Here is a 16,341-nt window from a genome sequence, read left to right as displayed (position 1 = left end):
ACGAGGAAAGGCATTGCAAGTTTTAAAGAATACCTTTCTTCGTTTGAACCTGTATGAAATGTAACTACTATTTAACTGCTAACTCTAGTAAAGAATCTCCTGCTTGAATCTTTTCTACTTCAGTTTTTTTAATGCTATATTTATCATAATTTGTAACAACAACTGGTGTTGTCACAATATAACCCGCCTTTTGAATTTCAGCTATATTAAATTCAATAAGTAATTGCCCTTTTTCTACTCTTACTCCTTGTTCAATATGAGAAGAGAAAAATTCGCCATTTAATTTCACAGTATCCATACCAATATGGATTAAAATTTCAGCACCTGAATCCGCCGTAATTCCTACTGCATGATTTGTTGGGAAAAGTGCAGAAATCGTACCTGAAACTGGTGAAAATAACTTTCCTTCTGAAGGCTCAATTGCAACCCCTTCACCTAACGCACCTGATGCAAATGCAGCATCATCAATATGTTGGAGTGGCTTAACTACACCATGAAAAGGACTAAAGATTATTTCATCATCGTTTGATGCAGCAATTTTACCAATTGTTTCAACTGTTTTTGTAGATGTTTGCTTTTTAGTAAAACCAAATAAGTAAGTAAGAATAAAACCTAATATTAAGGAAACAACCATCGCAATAATTGCGCCCCAAAATCCAGCTGTGATACCTTCTTTCGGACTAATAAATGTTGGAAGCGCAAATATCCCAAGACCACCTGTCATATAAGCTTGCGTACCGAATACGCCAAGTATTCCGCCGCCAATTCCTCCCGCAATACAGCTCATAATAAACGGCTTTTTAAGAGGAAGTGTAATACCATAAATCGCCGGCTCTGTAACTCCGAAAATACCTGAAATAAAAGCTGGAATACTGAGCGTTTTTATTTTCTGGTCTTTCGTTTTCATCCAAACTCCAAGAACAGCCCCAATTTGAGCAAATGAAGTAGCGAATATAAGCGCTAATATAGGATCAATACCATGCACTGCTAAATTATTATAGCCAATCGGGACAATTCCCCAATGAAGTCCGAAAATAACGAGCACTTGCCAGAAAGCACCAAGTACTATCCCTGCTACTAATGGACTTAAATTATAAACCCAAAGTGTAGCCTGTCCTAAAAATTGACCTGCCCACGTCGCAATCGGGCCAATCACAAGAAATGTAACTGGTACAACGATAAGTAATGTGAAAAATGGTACTAAAAATGTTTTCACAACATCCGGAATGACTTTCTTTAAAGACTTTTCTACTTTCGATCCAAAATAAGTAGCGAGAATAATTGGAATAACAGATGACGCATAATTCATTAAAATAACTGGTATTCCTAAAAACGTAATATGAATTGGTGATTCAAACATCGTTCCAGCAAATAGCGTATATAATGGCTCACTTGCTTTTAAACCTGATAAAGCTGGATAAACTAAAGCTCCCCCAATTGCCATACCAATGAAAGGCGATCCTCCAAATTTCTTACTTGCTGTATATCCTAGGAAGATTGGGAAGAAATAAAATAACGAATCCCCAACCCCGTTTAATATTTGATACGTTCCTGACTGCGTACTTAACCAACCTAACGCTACAAATAGTGCATTAAATCCTTTAATCATCCCTGTTGCAGCTAGTACTCCTAAAATAGGAGTGAAAATGCTAGAAAGAATATCTATAAGACTACTCTTTTTCTTCTCACCCGCATTTTCTTCCTCTGTTTCTTGAAACCCTCCAGCAGCAATAACCGCTTTATACACGTCGGATACATGGTTACCAATAACAACTTGATATTGTCCACCGCTTTTCATAACAGTTACAACATCTTCCATACTCTTCAGTATTTCCGTATTCGCTTTACCTTCATCTTTTAACTGAAACCGTAAACGAGTTATACAATGTACAACGCTATTTATATTTTCTCTCCCGCCAACATTTTTCAGTATGTCTTTTGCCAATTGTTCATACTTCATAGTAGTTCCCCTCCTTACAATCATCCCATTTATCATTTATAAAAGAAAAAACCTAAACTAACTCTAATAACGTGATACATACGAATCACTCAATTAGAAGTCAATTTAGGTTTTGCCTGCCAAACAGTAACAATCCCGTCTATTCAATTACATAGTTCATTACGCTTCGTTACACGATGAATGTGCAACGTTACATACACTTTTTCATCTTTTGAAAGATGACTATTATGTGCTTTTCGTAAGTATGCTTCTATTTTTTCTGTACAACTATATGCTTCATGATACTTACTTCTCACTTGCTCATATAAAAAATCATCTTCGGCCGAATTCAATTCCTTCTGCATTAAACGCTGGGCAAAATATCGTAAATGTGTTACAAACCGACTATAATTAAATGAATTTTCATCTAAGTTCATCTTATAGTGGTACTTTACAATATTTAAAATATCTTGGACGATTTTCGTCATCGCCACCGTTTGCTGCATCGCCGGCTCTCCTTGCTGCGCATTAACGAAATGTAGTGCAATTGACCCTGCTTCATCTTCAGAAAGTCTAAACCCAGTCTCTTCTTCAATCATATTCAAAGCTTGTAGACCAATTTCAAACTCTTTCTGATAAAACCTCTTAATCTCCCAAAGCAAAGTATTTTTGAGATCCATTCCTTCTTTATGCCGCGTTAAGGCGAAACTTAAGTGATCCGTTAATGTAAGATAAATATAATCACTTAAAGCCCCTGGCAAAACTGTCTTAGCAAACTGAATAATTCTCTCTGTAATTTCTAAATTCTGCACAGGAATTTCAGTTAACAATCTAGCAAGTTTCTCTGATAATTCTTTTGTTTCTAAAACAAAGGTTTTTTCTATTTTAGATTCATCAATTGTATCGCCTACTTTTTTCTGAAACCCCAAACCTCTGCCCATAAGTACAACTTCTGTCTCATTATCCTTCATCGTACAAATAACATTGTTATTTAAGATTTTATGGATTCTCATATTGTTCCGCCTTCTTTTTCTTAAAATCACAAAAGGTAATAAAAAAACCTAAACTGATTCCAAAAAACTACATATGTAGCCTCCTTGGATCAATTTAGGTTTTGCCTGCCGAACAGTAACAATCCTTGTAATTATTAACTTACCTTTATTATACACAAGGGGTAAGCGTTTGCAATAATAAATTATTGAAATTTTTTTTACAAAGGAAAACATGCCTAATCATTTTTCAATTCCTCATTAAATTCCATATAGACCCATTACTGGTTAAAATGTTATAATTAAAACACCCTACATAGTTACTCATGTTCAGGATGAGAAACTAGCGTCTTATTAAGTAATGCGCATAACTTAAATAAACAAGACACTGCAAAGTGTCTTGTTTATTTGCATCAAGTTTCCTTTTTATCCCAAAACCAATATAATAAAATGTAACATTTAATACAAATAAAGAAAAATATAGATTTATTAAATCATTATGGCACCCATGAAAGTACTTTTATTTTGGAGGAACAAACTATGAACAAAAAGTTATTAACATCATTATTATGTAGCTCATTCTTATTTGGATTATCAGCTTGCAGTTCACATGATACATCTAGCAGTAACACGAAAAACGAACAGGAGACTTCTAAAGAAACAAAGAATGATGAACTTAGCAACAAGGATCCTCAAAAAGAACTTCCCACCCATGGAGATTCTTCTGATGTATACATATCAATACACTCTGCCGATTCATTAGATGTTATAGGTAATGGAGAAGTTAAAGCACAAGGTGTATTTAAAGTATTAGACGTCGCAGTTTATAATCGTCAAGAGGAACCCATTACACTAAATAACAATAACTTTAAATTAATTGACGGAACCGGAAGAGAATATCACATTTCTAATGAATCTCAATTAGTACTTAAAGCTGCAAATACTGCTACATTTAAATTTGGTGTTCTTAATCCTAATGAAAATTCGGAAGGGAACATTGTATTCGATGTTCCGAAAAATACGCAAGGATTAACTTTGAAAATTAATGGAGATATGCTGGATGAAGGGATCGAGTTAAAGGTGGAATAGTCAAAGAAAATACAAACCGCCTATCACAACTTATACTAACATAACAAAAAGTACAGCCTCTGTATTAACTACAGTAGACTGTACTTTTTCATTTGTGATTTTGTATAACTCACTATAATAGGATTCCTTAGTTCTTTTGAGAAGATGCTCTCCAATCACGAAAAGATGTTGGAAACCCAGAATGTCCACGTTGCTTTGTAACAACTGGTTTCTCTTGAAGAGTAGTTGATTTCTCTTCAGGAATAGTTGGTTTTTCTTCAAGAATACTCAAAGCTGTTTGCATTTTCTCCAGCTGTTCTTTTAAAGCTTGCTGCTCAATCTTTAAATCCGTAAGTAAACGTAATATCATCTCAGAATTAGCCATAACGATCTCCTTTCCCCCAATGCACAGAATAAAATACCATATGTAATAAGCGGAATACTCGTGACAAAAATAAGTTCGTCAACTCTTTTAAAATACCGAGTACTTTTATTTTTTCAAAAGGACCTGCTCAAGTTTATCCGTAAAAACATAAAGTGATATAAATCCATTAATATATGGACTTTATGGAAGGAGGAGTTAATATGGGCTATGGTGGTAGTTGTGGAGGCTATGGTGGTAGTTGTGGTGGAGGCTGTGGTTTTGGCGGTGGATTCGCCTTACTTGTTGTGCTCTTTATCTTATTAATCATCGTTGGAGCTAGCTGTTGGGGCGGCGGATTCGGCTGCTAATAAGAGGCACTCTTGAGAGTGTCTTTTTTTTATTTCTCAATATAGGGCTAACATATATGTGTTACTATCAAAAGGCGAGATTCCCTAAGCGTAATATAGTAGTTTACCAACTATGAAAGCCACTGTCACAAGAAAACAGTAGGCTTTTATTTTGTTATTTAACAAGATTAAAACATGAATTACCATTTCCCCTCAGTAACATTTTTAAATTGACATAGCACTTCATGCACCATATACTGTTAACAACAGTATACTGTCATTAACAGTATATATTCCAATTCATTCTAGGAGGTATATTCATGAAACATACAGGAAGACATACAGGTGCATTTCTTTTGTTATTTTTAGCAGAAGGTGATAACTATGGCGGACAGCTACTTCAGAAATGTGAAGAAGAACTTCCGGTCAATCCAATTGATAGTGCCATCCTTTACCGCACGCTGAAGAAATTAGAAAACGAAGGCGCTATTGAATCTTATGTAAGTACATCCGTTCCAGATAAGCCGAGAAAGATGTACAAAATTACTAAGACCGGAAAAGAACAATTAGCGGATTTTCAAATGGATATTGAGGAAAAAATGAAAAACTTATCATTTTTCTTAGACAAATATAAAGACTTAAAGGAATCTAATCATGATTAATGGCGCTATCCTTTACACTTTGGCCATTATTCTTACGGGGATTTCTTTTATGAAGGATCGGAATAAAACGAAATTTGCCCTATTAAAATCATGGAAAATATTTCAAAACCTTCTCCCTGCCATGCTCTCCATTATGCTTTTCGTTGGACTATCACTTTCTATCTTAACGCCGTCCTTCATCTCTTCCATCATTGGAGAACAGTCTGGATTTTTAGGTATTATTTATTCAGCACTACTCGGATCTGTGGCACTTATCCCAAGCTTTGTCGTCTTTCCTCTTGGTAATACGTTAGTACAGCACGGCGCAGGCCTTCCTCAAGTTGCGGCACTCATGTCTACACTAATGTCAGTAGGAATTACAACCTTGCCGATGGAACAAAAGATATTCGGACGAAGCTTTGCTTACGCTCGTAATGCATCTGCATTACTCATGTCACTCCTATTCTCCTATATCATTTGGGTGGTGATGGTATGAAAGAACTAAAAAGATATCGCTTCTTTTTCATTTTGCTGATTGGACTTATCATTCTAACTTTTATAAACCAATCTTTAGGATGGAGCGCATTACAATTAACAGGGAATAGCATTTTAGATATGTTGTTTCTACTCCCCCCTGTCCTAATATTTGTAGGGTTACTTGATCAGTGGGTGAAGAAAGAAACGCTAATGAAATATATGGGAGAAAAGTCCGGCATATATGGAATATTATTCTCTCTATTATTAGGCGGAATTGCAGCTGGTCCCCTCTATGTTGCCTTTCCGATTGCAGCACTACTATTAAAAAAAGGCGCCAGCATTAGGTACATCGTATTTTTCTTAGGTGTTTGGACAACTGCGAAATTACCGATTATGGTGTATGAATTTTCTTCATTCGGAGCTACCTTTACGCTCGTTCACATTTGCTTCGGTCTGTTGTTCTTCTACGTAATGGGCATCGTTTTTGAGAAGTTTTATGATCAACGGCAGTTGTTGCAGTATGATATTACGAAAGAAATGTAAAAAGACATCTTTATCTTGTAAAGATGTCTTTTTAATATGAACCTTAATTTTCGTTCTGTAAAACCCTCGCTGCCTTTACTTCCTTTTTCTCTTCTTTTAAGAACAACGATACGATAAAAGCAATAACGATAAAGATTAACCCTAGTGTAAATGCGCCTTGGAATCCAGATGTTAAACCGTTTAACTTCTCTACTGGATCCATTGGATTTGCTGAGCTTTCCATATACTTAGTTGTTCCTGAAGACATTTTCGAAATAAAGATAGCCGTACCAATTGCGCCAGCTACTTGCTGTAACGTATTAAACAGTGCTGTTCCGTGCGGATATAAATCTGGTGTTAATTGATTTAATCCATATGTTTGTGCTGTCATGACAAACATGAGTCCGACCATTAATACGCTATGCATGACAATAATTTGTACCATTGATGTATCAGGAGTAATGCCTTTAAATAAGAACATTGCAATACCTACTAACACAATACCGGGAACGATAACAACTTTCGGGCTAAATTTATCAAACAGTTTACCTGCGATTGGTCCCATTATAGCGCTAATAATACTTCCTGGAAGCATTATTAGTCCTGATTTAAATGCTGTAACGAGTAAAACTGTTTGCAGGAACATCGGTAATAGTGTCATCGTTGAAAATAACGACATCATCACAATGACGATTAATCCAACTGATATTGTAAACATCGGAACCTTAAATGCACGTAATTCTAAAATTGGATTCTCAATTTTTAATTGTCGAACGACAAAAATACATAGTGATATAAGCCCAACAATTAAGGCGCCATACACTTTCGGATCGGACCATCCTAAATCACCTGATGCACTAAAGCTATACACAAGCCCGCCAAATCCTAATGTCGATAAAAGGATAGATGGATAATCTACTTTTGGCCTTGTTAACTCTGAAACATTTTGAATGTATTTCATCCCAATCATAATTGAAATGATCACGATAGGAATAACAATATAGAATAACCAGCGCCAATTTAATGAATCCACAATTACTCCAGATAATGTAGGACCAATTGCTGGAGCTGCCATCATTACAAGTGCGATTAATCCCATTGTGGCACCACGTTTTTCAGGTGGACAAATAAGTAAAATCGTATTCATTAATAACGGTGAAATTAACCCCGTCGCTACAGCTTGGACGATACGGCCGACTAATAAAACAGAAAATGTCGGTGCAAATCCCGCAATTAATGTACCGACTAAAAACGTTACCATAGCGATCAAAAACATTTGTCTCGTTGTGAGCCATTGCTGAAGTAACGCTGTAATCGGGACTAAAACACCAACTACTAACATGTATGCTGTAGAAAGCCATTGAATCGTTGAAGCTGTTACGTCGAATTCTTTCATTAATACAGTTAACGCATTACCAAGTAATGTTTCGTTTAATAATGCAACCATTGCCCCTAAAAGTAATGCAATTAAAATCGGGGTATGTTTCATATTAGAAGTATCAACTTTGCCACTTGCAGGGCTCTTAGTTGTTATATTCATGTATTGATTCTCCTCCTGTTTTTTACTTGAAAATCTTTAAATACACCGGAACACATGTAATATAATATACATATGTAGATTAAAAAGGGAGAATCAATTTAAAGCCATTGTATATTTAATCTACAAAAAAGGAGAATTGTAGATGAACGATAATGAAAAACAGCTTGATTTACGTATTAGACGTACACATAAATTATTGTGGGATTCCTTATTTGAATTAATGACGCAATCAAAACAAAAATATAGTTCTATCACGATTAACCAAATTTGTGATCGTGCAATGGTACACCGAACAACTTTTTATAAACACTTTGAAGATAAAGATGCTTTATTAGCATTTGGATTTAAACGCTACAGCAAGATGATTGCTGAAATACCGATTTCAGATCGATTAAGTAAACCATTTCAAGTAATGGAACAATTTCTACACCATGAAGAAATCGGTAAAATATTAGAGACGCAAATGTCTGATGAACAATTTATTAGCCGTACACAGTATTTAAGTCACGAAACGAGAAAACAAGAAATAGAAGCGTTAAATCAACTTTGCAAAAACCATACGATGCCAAATGATTTAATCATTGAATTTTATTCAGGGGCAATCACCTCATTAAGTGCATGGTGGTTTAAAAATGAAAGAAGCGTTTCTGCTGCTGAAATGGATAGGTATCTCCACCAACTTATTAACCGGAATATTTTTCAGTTTGAAGAAGAATAACTTCACCATCAAAAAAACGCCTATATGAAATAGGCGTTTTTTACATACTATTACTTACCGATTTTCTTCAAATCCGAACTTTCTATAATTGAACGAGAATATCCATCTTTCCCAACTCGCACCATAGCTCTTCCCAACTGCTCAGAAGTTATCACACTGCCGAATCGCTTCAACAGAGGATTAAAGGGCTTCATCACATCATACATTAATTGGTACAATTTCGTTTTTGATTTCACACCATTTGCCGGAATGATTAATCTTAGTCTAAACATATACGCAGATTTGAAAGGTAAACGTAATAACTCATTTTCCGTTCTCTCCTTCACTCTCGCCCACATCGTACGTCCTGATTCTGTACTATCTGTTCCGCTACCGGATACGTAAATGAATGTCATGTTTGGATTTAACTTCGCTAATGTTTTTGCGGTAGATAACGTTAATTCGTACGTAACTATAGAATAAAACGTCGATAAATTTTCGTTCCAAATATTCAGAATTAATATTAAAATAAACAATGGGGATAGGGGTATGGAATCATAAATTATACATAACGAGGGAATAGAAATGAAAATTCAATTAAAAGCTGATTTAATGCTACTACTAGTTACATTTTTTTGGGGTGCATCCATCCTACTTACAAAGCTTGGACTTGATGGCATAGAAGAATATAATTTAATCGCATTACGATTTATTATTGCCTTTCTTTTATCAGGTTTAATATTTTACAAACATTTATTCAAAGTCGATTTTAAAACTGTAAAATATGCTTTTATACTAGCTTCCGTTTTATTTATCGTCTATATTTTCGCGACTTTCGGTACAAAGTATACAAGTGTCTCTAATGCTGGTTTCTTACTATGTCTCACAGTCATTTTCATTCCGATATTATCAGCTATATTTTTAAAACACATTCCTGAAAAGAAAGTTATATTAGGAATTGTGTTAACGATAATAGGAATTGGCTTATTAACATTAACTAGTGAATTCAAGATCGGTAACGGCGATATATTTTGCATATTGTCTGCTTTATTTTATGCCATTCATGTCATCATTACTGGAAACGTAACAAAACATGTGAACTCGATTGCGCTCGGGGTCATACAACTCGGTTTCGTCGGCCTATTTAGTCTTATTTTTTCATTAGTGATGGAAACCCCAAAACTGCCTAGCACGATCAACTCATGGCTAATCATATTAGCCTTAAGCATATTTTGTACCGCAGTCGCATTCATCGTGCAAGTGATCGCCCAGCAATACACGACGCCCACACATACGGGACTTATCTTTTCATTAGAACCTGTCTTTTCAGCAGGATTTGCCTTTGTTTTCACAGGTGAAACACTTACAGGGAAAGGCTATTTAGGGGCGACGCTTATATTATTGAGTGTGTTGATTGCTGAGGTGGACTTTAAGAGTTTGTTGAGGCCTAATTATAAGAAGAATATAGAGTAAACATTTCACTATGATCAATAAACATACCCCAGAAAAAATATGAGTTTATATTATTTTCATTCTCTTCACTTAGATTTTCTTTTAAATGAGACTTTTTTAGATGCTATCTTCGAATAAGGTAGCATCTAAAAAATGTTAAAAGAAATTTACCCCTAGTATCTTCTTATATTTTATGTAGCCTTCATATTTGACCTTTTCTACGTTCTTTGAAGTGAAGATGTTCCAAATTACTTACTGAATATAGTCATACAGATTTTTCGCTAACAATAAACAAGTTACTGTAATGAAAAGAGCACGAACATACCCGCTTCCTTTTTTTATAGCAAATTTGGAGCCAACAATCCCTCCAGCAATTTGAGCAATCCCCATTATAAAACCATACGCATAGTTTACTTGCCCTACATACATAAATATCAACAATGCACCAACATTACTTCCTAAATTAAGAAGCTTCGCATTACCTGCTGCTTTTAAAAAATCATACCCAATAAATAAAAGAGCAAACATTAAAAACGAACCTGTGCCAGGACCTAGAAATCCATCATAAAAACCAATAGCAAAAACAAAAAAAGTAAAGATAATGACGTGTCGACCAGACAATTTTTTATGAGTGGAAATACTACCCCAATCCTTTTTGAATATCGTATAAATGGCAACCGCACCAAGCATGATCAGCATCAATGGCTTCAGTACTTCTGGGTTCATTAAATGAACGGTCCATGCCCCTATTATGGAACCTATGAAAGTGAGTGGAACTAATTTAAACGCCGATTTCAAATCAAGATTACCAGAACGATAAAACACAATATTACTAGTTGCACACCCCATTGTCGACGCTAGTTTATTCGTAGCTACTGCACTTGCTGGATTCAGTCCTGTAAATAATAAAGCGGGTAAGGCAATGAGTCCTCCACCACCTACAACTGAATCAATAAATGCAGCTAAAAATCCAAAAGCAATCAAAATAATTAATACTGATGGGTCTAAATAAAAATCCATACTATTAACCTCCCCTTTAGTCACTATCAGAATAGTAACTAATAATTTGCTAAATGTAAACAGTTATTGTAACGTTGAAATATAAAAGCAAACATCGGAGGACGAAAAAAGTGGACTACATAGTGCAACAGCTTAAAAAAATTGGTTTTAATGAATATGAAGCTAAATCTTATGTATCTCTTGTTAAACAGGGGCCTGTCACAGCCTACCAAGTGAGTAAGGATTCGGGTATCCCAAGAGCGCGAATTTATGAGATTTTGGGTAACCTTGTAGAAAAAGGAATTGTCATGAAGGAAGAAATAAATGACACCACTCGCTATTCACCTCTACCTGTTGAAATCTTTTTACAAAAGGCGCAATCAGAATGGCAGTCTACTTATGAAGTAATCAGTGATTCATTAAAAAAACTGGAAACTTTCGAGGAAAAAACGGATAATCGAGTGATTACTTTAAAAGACAATAAAACAATAATTAGCTACTGTCAGGCATTAATAAAAAAAGCCCAAAAACGTATTGTCATTTCAATGTGGGATGAGATGTATGAAGCGTTAAAAGAGGAACTATCTGAGGTAGCTGATAAAGTTACAGTACAAGGTATTACCCTGCATGTTGAAAATCCCATTAAAAATCTAGAAGCCCATCGTATAACACCTTATACAGAAACCCTGTCTACAGAACATTGGTTTATTTTATCGATAGATTCTAAAGAGATGATTTATGGACCATCAATTGAAGAGCGTAATATTGCTTTTTATACAGATGACCCCATTCATATATACTTACTAGAGGATTACGTATGGCATGATGTTTTAGTAAATCGACTTGTCCGACGTAGCCAAGACGATTTGGAGCAATGGATTACTACAGAGAGAAAATCCTTCTTTATGGAAAAATAAGAAACATATTCAAAGAATCGAAAAATAAAGCATAAGTTAATTAAATAGAAAACTTATGCTTTATTTTATTTACAAAGTGATACTCCAGTCTTTTAACTATTCCCCTCCACAAACCGCCCAAACTCCTTCAAAAATCTCAGCTTAAAACTACCCACAGGCCCATTCCGATGCTTTGCCACATGAATCTCCGTCATCTCTTTCTGCATCGTTTCCTTATCGTAATAATCTTCGCGATACATAAGCATAATGACATCCGCGTCTTGCTCAATCTGTCCTGTCTCTCTTAAATCTGATAAAAGCGGACGCTTATCTTGACGTGACTCTACGGAACGAGACAATTGCGACAACGCCACTACACAAACATTTAAATCACGTGCTAATAACTTAAGCTTACGCGAAATTTCACTAATCTCTTGAAATCGATTGCCCTTATGCTTCGGATCGCCCGTAATGAGCTGCAAATAATCTACAATGACTAAAAGCTTTTTATCACCGTGCTTCCTCTTTAACTTACGAGTTTGCATCCAAATATCTTGCACCGTAACGCCTGCATTATCGTAAATCTCAAGTGGTAACTCACCAATCTCCGCAAACGCCTTACTCACCTTTTCCCAGTCTTCCATCGTAAAACGATGCTTCGGATTTTTCAGCCTACCTCCTGACACTTCGCCCGCGCAAGACGCCATCCTTTTTAGCAGTTGCTTACTACTCATCTCTAATGAAAACAGCCCAACTGCCGCTCCAGACTTCGCCGCATGTAGCCCTACATTTAGCGCAAACGCAGTCTTCCCCATAGAAGGACGCGCACCAAGAACAACAAAATCACCTTCCTGCAATCCGCACGTCATCTTATTTAACGATGTATAACCAGTCTCAATACCAGTATTCTCTTTCGTATCTTGATGAAGCTCCTCATACAAACCAACTAACGCATCCTTCAAATCAAACTCACATACACAGTCCTTTTCCTCTAACTCACAAAGTTCCGTAATTGTCTCACCAATAATTTTCTCATTCTTCTCCGCAATAAGACGCTCTCCCATCTTGCGCCCAAGAACGCCAGCCTGATACATTTTCCATGCACCTCGAACAAGCCCCTCATAATAAGAGAAGTTGGCAGTTGTAGGCACACCCTCTATTAATGCTATAAAATACTCCATCCCCCCGATATTCTCCAAAAAATTTGGATTCATCCGAGAAACGAGCGTCACAAGATCAATTGGTTGCCCTTCATCTTCAATTTTTCGCATTAACCGAAATATAGACTTATGCACCGGCATAGAAAAATAATGCTCCGTCAAACGGCACTCCTTAATAAGCTCTCCATCAATTAATAGAGAACCTAATACCGTCTTTTCCGCCTCCACATTTTGAATACTCATGGACGCCACCCGCGTTCCGCTAAAAACCGCTGCAACTCTTCCTCTGACAGCGCATTCTTCTCCCACTCCTCGCACCTCGTCAAAAACTCCTCCGTCTCCCCAGTACTAACAGACGACTCCTTCTTCCTAAACTGAGCCGTATCTGCCTCAACCTCAGACACTTTCGTAAATCCTTTCCCGTGCCACCCTCTCAAAATCCCCTTCACATAAGCAACCGTCCGCTTATTATTCTCAAACGCAATTTGAAGAGCCTTCAGCACAAGCTCCTCTGACAAATCTTCCATCCACGCACTCAGTTCCTCCACAGTATGAGGAGACAAACTACCGAAATGTTGCTCATAAAAAGAAAACACGCGACTTCCCGTTTCGTCCTCTATAACCTCTTCTTCCGCCTCTGTCTCCTCACAAACTGGCTCAACATCATACACAGCTGCTCTGATTTCACTTGCAATAGTTAAAATGAATGTTTTACAGAATTTTCCAAAATTATTATACAGTATTCATCATTTAAAAATTAATTTGTCAATATTAAATATAAAAGAAATAAAAACCCTTTCCAATTTCTACAATTCCATTATAAAATATTGTTAAATAAAATTTTTTATATAAGGAGTTTCAATATGCATTACAACATAAATGAAAATTTAACACCTCAAGAAATTGAATTTTGGGAGCAACAATATTTAGAACAAATTTTCTATTCCTTAAATTTAGATAAAGATAAAATGTTGAGTGGATTTAATACAAAAGAAGAAATTAGAGAGGACTGGGAAGCATATCTTGGAGATCAAACTTCAGATTTCGCAACAGGATCCGAACGAATTTTTTACTGGCTTTTTAATCAATTTGGAAAACCTAATTCCTCACCAGTCGGATCAGATATGTTCTTTGAAACTTACAATGCTTATGTGCATATAGACATCAAAACAGTTACCCTAGCGAATTTAGGGGACTTTACAAAAAATATTTTCGTTGGCGATAATCAAAACAGCTACGAAGGAAACATTATTGTTAAAGGTAAAGATCCACGCCCTTACAAAGGACATTTACCATCTTTTTACACGAAGAAAACTGGCGAGAAAAAAATATGCTTAACTTACTTTATTATTATTCTCTATAATGAAAAAAATCTAGACATACAAACTATTGCACTTGTATGTATGCCGAATGGTAAGTTAGGAAATGTTTATGGAAATAAAGTTATTAGTGCCGGGAAAAACAAGGGGAAAATCCGCTTTAATTATACTCAATGTCAAAAATTCGAAAGTCTGGACAATCAACCATCTCGAATTAAGGTACTTCTCTGGAATGAGAATATGGATAAAGCAGTCGAGAAAAAATTCAATGTACTAAAAGATACTTTCGATCAACAAGATAAAAAAATAAGAATAAGACAGTGATAGTTTCACTGTCTTATTCTTATTTAGCTAGTACAACCTCTTCTAATTTCTCATTTTTCTCACTAGATTGTTCTTTCAAATGCTCTTTTATTCCACTTGCAATTTGTTTAGCTAATAAAACTGGCACTGCATTCCCAACTTGACGATACATTGCATTCAAACTACCTGTAAACTCAAAATCATATGGGAAAGTTTGTATAATTGCACATTCTCTCACTGACAGCCTTCTTTTTTTATTTACATGAATTTCAGGCTGAGATGCTGTAATCGTATCACTCGGACGTTTCCAGTTTGTAATCCTTAATGATTGCTCAAATTTAATTTCTTTTTCAATAAATTCTGTAACTTGTTTATCATACTTATCATCAAAATCTAAAAGTTTTTTTAACTCCCACCAGTCTTCTGGCTTTGGAATACTACCAGATTTGTTATCTTTTCTAAACCAATGACCTGCAGTATGATTATATCCAAAATGTTTATCGATTGCTTTCACTGATATTCCTGCTTTTGTACGCCATTCTTTTAGATAATCACAAATTTCCGCTTGATCTACCTCATGCTTCCTTCCCCAAAAAGTATCACTAACATTCTCAGAGGCAACATGATTAAGTATCATTCTACCATTTAATTCAAAGGTTTCATTTCTTGTCCTAATATCATTTAAGTATCCAATTGCTTCTTCTACAGAAATATAAGGTTTCAAATCTTTATCTTTGTAATTTTCAATATCAAATATATCAATTTGCTCTGGATCAACTTCTTGCATGAATTTATGTGTTTTTTCTGGGTAAGGATTTTGAATTCCAAAACGATTTCCGATAATAATTACTCGTTCCCTAAGCTGTGGCACTCCATAATCAGCAGCATTAAGAACCCGGTATTCTACAGTATATCCTAATTTTTCAAAATCATTTTTAATCATTTCAATTACTTTTCCCTTGGACATTGATAATAGCCCTTTTACATTCTCAGCGACAAAAAATTTTGGCTTTTTATCCTTTACAATTCGAAGTAGTTCTAGATATAAGAAATTACGCTTATCCTCCATACTTCTTTTTGTATTTGCAACTGAAAATCCTTGACATGGAAAACCACCAATTACAACATCAACATCTTCTCCTGGAATCTCTTCACTTGGAATTTGAGTAATGTCTCCATGGACAATATGATCTCCAATATTTCTCTTGTAAGTATTCACTGCATTAACATCAAAATCATTTGCCCAAATCACATCAAATCCTGCATGAATAAAACCAAGATCCATTCCTCCTGCACCAGCAAAAAGAGAGACAACAGTTGGTTTTTTCTTCATATAATCACCTATTTTAAATAATTTTCTATCACTCACGAATACTTGTTCTTATTTTTTAGTATAAAAGAAATACCAAATAAAATCAAAAAGAAGCATTCTCAAATACGAATCCTGCTTGTCTGTTAATTATAGGGCTAATAATAATTTGTGTAAATGGTAATTTAAACTGCATTATTTTTCTAAAAAAAATAAACATTCCGATTAAAGAGCATTTTCATATGGATGTTCTTCCAAATTTATTTTCCTAATAAAACGTGCACTTTTGTAAATAATGTAAAGAAAAGCATATATCAAA

The 16,341-nt window shown here is 35.3% G+C and carries 17 protein-coding genes and 1 pseudogene; 9 read left to right on the top strand and 9 right to left on the bottom strand.

Annotated elements, in window-relative coordinates:
- Positions 1-67: 67 nt before the first annotated feature.
- Both DN408_RS02980 and licT read right to left on the bottom strand, forming a co-directional pair.
- Positions 68-1,960: a beta-glucoside-specific PTS transporter subunit IIABC gene (locus DN408_RS02980; protein ID WP_002125660.1), complete on the bottom strand. Its 1,893-nt coding sequence runs from the start codon at positions 1,958-1,960 to the stop codon at positions 68-70.
- A gap of 143 nt (positions 1,961-2,103) precedes the next feature.
- Positions 2,104-2,952 (bottom strand): BglG family transcription antiterminator LicT, encoded by an 849-nt coding sequence (gene licT / locus DN408_RS02975; RefSeq protein ID WP_002130869.1) that lies wholly within the window; start codon positions 2,950-2,952, stop codon positions 2,104-2,106.
- A 516-nt stretch (positions 2,953-3,468) separates the two neighbouring features.
- On the opposite strand from licT, the gene DN408_RS02970 reads away from it, so the two are divergent.
- On the top strand, positions 3,469-4,017 hold the full coding sequence (locus tag DN408_RS02970; protein WP_002169011.1) for a DUF4352 domain-containing protein: 549 nt from the start codon (positions 3,469-3,471) through the stop codon (positions 4,015-4,017).
- 127 nt (positions 4,018-4,144) lie between these two features.
- Here the strand turns inward: DN408_RS02970 and DN408_RS02965 are convergent, their stop codons facing one another.
- Positions 4,145-4,381 carry a hypothetical protein gene (locus tag DN408_RS02965; protein ID WP_002140614.1) on the bottom strand — a complete coding sequence of 79 codons (237 nt, stop codon included), beginning with the start codon at positions 4,379-4,381 and terminating at the stop codon, positions 4,145-4,147.
- Between the two features lie 200 nt (positions 4,382-4,581).
- Between DN408_RS02965 and DN408_RS02960 the strand changes: the two genes are divergently transcribed.
- The 4 genes from DN408_RS02960 (at position 4,582) to DN408_RS02945 (ending at position 6,368) form a co-directional block, all read left to right on the top strand.
- Entirely contained in the window at positions 4,582-4,728 is a 147-nt protein-coding gene (locus DN408_RS02960) for a YjcZ family sporulation protein (protein ID WP_000540380.1), read from the top strand.
- A 299-nt stretch (positions 4,729-5,027) separates the two neighbouring features.
- A complete protein-coding gene (locus DN408_RS02955) occupies positions 5,028-5,369 on the top strand; it encodes a PadR family transcriptional regulator (protein ID WP_078178721.1) in 342 nt (113 codons plus the stop codon).
- The gene (locus tag DN408_RS02950) at positions 5,362-5,844 is read left to right on the top strand and encodes a hypothetical protein (protein ID WP_002186553.1); all 483 of its coding nucleotides are present in this window, start codon (positions 5,362-5,364) and stop codon (positions 5,842-5,844) included. The genes DN408_RS02955 and DN408_RS02950 overlap by 8 nt, the downstream gene beginning before the upstream one ends.
- The gene (locus DN408_RS02945; protein WP_016126645.1) at positions 5,841-6,368 is read left to right on the top strand and encodes a permease; all 528 of its coding nucleotides are present in this window, start codon (positions 5,841-5,843) and stop codon (positions 6,366-6,368) included. The genes DN408_RS02950 and DN408_RS02945 overlap by 4 nt, the downstream gene beginning before the upstream one ends.
- 43 nt (positions 6,369-6,411) lie before the next feature.
- Here DN408_RS02945 and DN408_RS02940 read toward each other — a convergent pair whose 3' ends face one another.
- Positions 6,412-7,887, bottom strand: a complete 1,476-nt coding sequence (locus DN408_RS02940; RefSeq protein ID WP_078178720.1) for an MDR family MFS transporter — start codon at positions 7,885-7,887, stop codon at positions 6,412-6,414.
- Positions 7,888-8,029: 142 nt separating this feature from the next.
- On the opposite strand from DN408_RS02940, the gene DN408_RS02935 reads away from it, so the two are divergent.
- Positions 8,030-8,605 carry a TetR/AcrR family transcriptional regulator gene (locus DN408_RS02935; protein WP_078178719.1) on the top strand — a complete coding sequence of 192 codons (576 nt, stop codon included), beginning with the start codon at positions 8,030-8,032 and terminating at the stop codon, positions 8,603-8,605.
- A gap of 50 nt (positions 8,606-8,655) precedes the next feature.
- Here DN408_RS02935 and DN408_RS02930 read toward each other — a convergent pair whose 3' ends face one another.
- A complete protein-coding gene (locus DN408_RS02930) occupies positions 8,656-9,120 on the bottom strand; it encodes a Rossmann-fold NAD(P)-binding domain-containing protein (RefSeq protein WP_000470254.1) in 465 nt (154 codons plus the stop codon).
- A gap of 49 nt (positions 9,121-9,169) precedes the next feature.
- On the opposite strand from DN408_RS02930, the gene DN408_RS02925 reads away from it, so the two are divergent.
- Complete coding sequence (locus tag DN408_RS02925) at positions 9,170-10,057, top strand: DMT family transporter (protein ID WP_002134700.1); 888 nt, start codon at positions 9,170-9,172, stop codon at positions 10,055-10,057.
- Between the two features lie 231 nt (positions 10,058-10,288).
- Here the strand turns inward: DN408_RS02925 and DN408_RS02920 are convergent, their stop codons facing one another.
- The gene (locus tag DN408_RS02920) at positions 10,289-11,056 is read right to left on the bottom strand and encodes a TSUP family transporter (RefSeq protein WP_078178718.1); all 768 of its coding nucleotides are present in this window, start codon (positions 11,054-11,056) and stop codon (positions 10,289-10,291) included.
- A gap of 110 nt (positions 11,057-11,166) precedes the next feature.
- Between DN408_RS02920 and DN408_RS02915 the strand changes: the two genes are divergently transcribed.
- Positions 11,167-11,952 carry a TrmB family transcriptional regulator gene (locus DN408_RS02915; protein ID WP_078178717.1) on the top strand — a complete coding sequence of 262 codons (786 nt, stop codon included), beginning with the start codon at positions 11,167-11,169 and terminating at the stop codon, positions 11,950-11,952.
- A gap of 92 nt (positions 11,953-12,044) precedes the next feature.
- Here the strand turns inward: DN408_RS02915 and dnaB are convergent, their stop codons facing one another.
- The gene (dnaB, locus tag DN408_RS02910) at positions 12,045-13,334 is read right to left on the bottom strand and encodes a replicative DNA helicase (protein ID WP_147739951.1); all 1,290 of its coding nucleotides are present in this window, start codon (positions 13,332-13,334) and stop codon (positions 12,045-12,047) included.
- Positions 13,331-13,765, bottom strand: a pseudogene (locus tag DN408_RS02905) (DnaD domain-containing protein); the annotation flags it as partial. The gene dnaB and the pseudogene DN408_RS02905, both read right to left, overlap by 4 nt.
- A gap of 189 nt (positions 13,766-13,954) precedes the next feature.
- Between DN408_RS02905 and DN408_RS02900 the strand changes: the two are divergent.
- Positions 13,955-14,734: a PDDEXK family nuclease gene (locus DN408_RS02900; RefSeq protein ID WP_078178716.1), complete on the top strand. Its 780-nt coding sequence runs from the start codon at positions 13,955-13,957 to the stop codon at positions 14,732-14,734.
- 19 nt (positions 14,735-14,753) lie between these two features.
- Here the strand turns inward: DN408_RS02900 and DN408_RS02895 are convergent, their stop codons facing one another.
- The gene (locus DN408_RS02895; RefSeq protein WP_078178715.1) at positions 14,754-16,046 is read right to left on the bottom strand and encodes a DNA cytosine methyltransferase; all 1,293 of its coding nucleotides are present in this window, start codon (positions 16,044-16,046) and stop codon (positions 14,754-14,756) included.
- Between the last annotated feature and the right edge of the window lie 295 nt (positions 16,047-16,341).

This window comes from Bacillus sp. AR13-1, assembly GCF_008042285.1.
In the GTDB taxonomy this organism is placed as follows: Bacteria; Bacillota; Bacilli; order Bacillales; family Bacillaceae_G; genus Bacillus_A; species Bacillus_A mycoides.
The sequence above is the reverse complement of the archived record's forward strand: the minus strand, read 5'-3'. Positions and strand labels throughout refer to the sequence as shown.

Excerpts from the sequence above, each read along its gene's own strand:
- DN408_RS02945 (WP_016126645.1), top strand. The coding sequence starts at position 5,841 with ATGAAAGAACTAAAAAGATATCGCTTCTTTTTCATTTTGCTGATTGGA.
- DN408_RS02980 (WP_002125660.1), bottom strand. The coding sequence starts at position 1,960 with ATGAAGTATGAACAATTGGCAAAAGACATACTGAAAAATGTTGGCGGG.
- DN408_RS02925 (WP_002134700.1), top strand. The coding sequence starts at position 9,170 with ATGAAAATTCAATTAAAAGCTGATTTAATGCTACTACTAGTTACATTT.
- DN408_RS02940 (WP_078178720.1), bottom strand. The coding sequence starts at position 7,887 with ATGAATATAACAACTAAGAGCCCTGCAAGTGGCAAAGTTGATACTTCT.
- DN408_RS02965 (WP_002140614.1), bottom strand. The coding sequence starts at position 4,381 with ATGGCTAATTCTGAGATGATATTACGTTTACTTACGGATTTAAAGATT.
- DN408_RS02970 (WP_002169011.1), top strand. The coding sequence starts at position 3,469 with ATGAACAAAAAGTTATTAACATCATTATTATGTAGCTCATTCTTATTT.
- DN408_RS02960 (WP_000540380.1), top strand. The coding sequence starts at position 4,582 with ATGGGCTATGGTGGTAGTTGTGGAGGCTATGGTGGTAGTTGTGGTGGA.
- dnaB (WP_147739951.1), bottom strand. The coding sequence starts at position 13,334 with ATGAGTATTCAAAATGTGGAGGCGGAAAAGACGGTATTAGGTTCTCTA.
- DN408_RS02920 (WP_078178718.1), bottom strand. The coding sequence starts at position 11,056 with ATGGATTTTTATTTAGACCCATCAGTATTAATTATTTTGATTGCTTTT.
- DN408_RS02895 (WP_078178715.1), bottom strand. The coding sequence starts at position 16,046 with ATGAAGAAAAAACCAACTGTTGTCTCTCTTTTTGCTGGTGCAGGAGGA.
- DN408_RS02935 (WP_078178719.1), top strand. The coding sequence starts at position 8,030 with ATGAACGATAATGAAAAACAGCTTGATTTACGTATTAGACGTACACAT.
- DN408_RS02955 (WP_078178721.1), top strand. The coding sequence starts at position 5,028 with ATGAAACATACAGGAAGACATACAGGTGCATTTCTTTTGTTATTTTTA.
- licT (WP_002130869.1), bottom strand. The coding sequence starts at position 2,952 with ATGAGAATCCATAAAATCTTAAATAACAATGTTATTTGTACGATGAAG.
- DN408_RS02900 (WP_078178716.1), top strand. The coding sequence starts at position 13,955 with ATGCATTACAACATAAATGAAAATTTAACACCTCAAGAAATTGAATTT.
- DN408_RS02950 (WP_002186553.1), top strand. The coding sequence starts at position 5,362 with ATGATTAATGGCGCTATCCTTTACACTTTGGCCATTATTCTTACGGGG.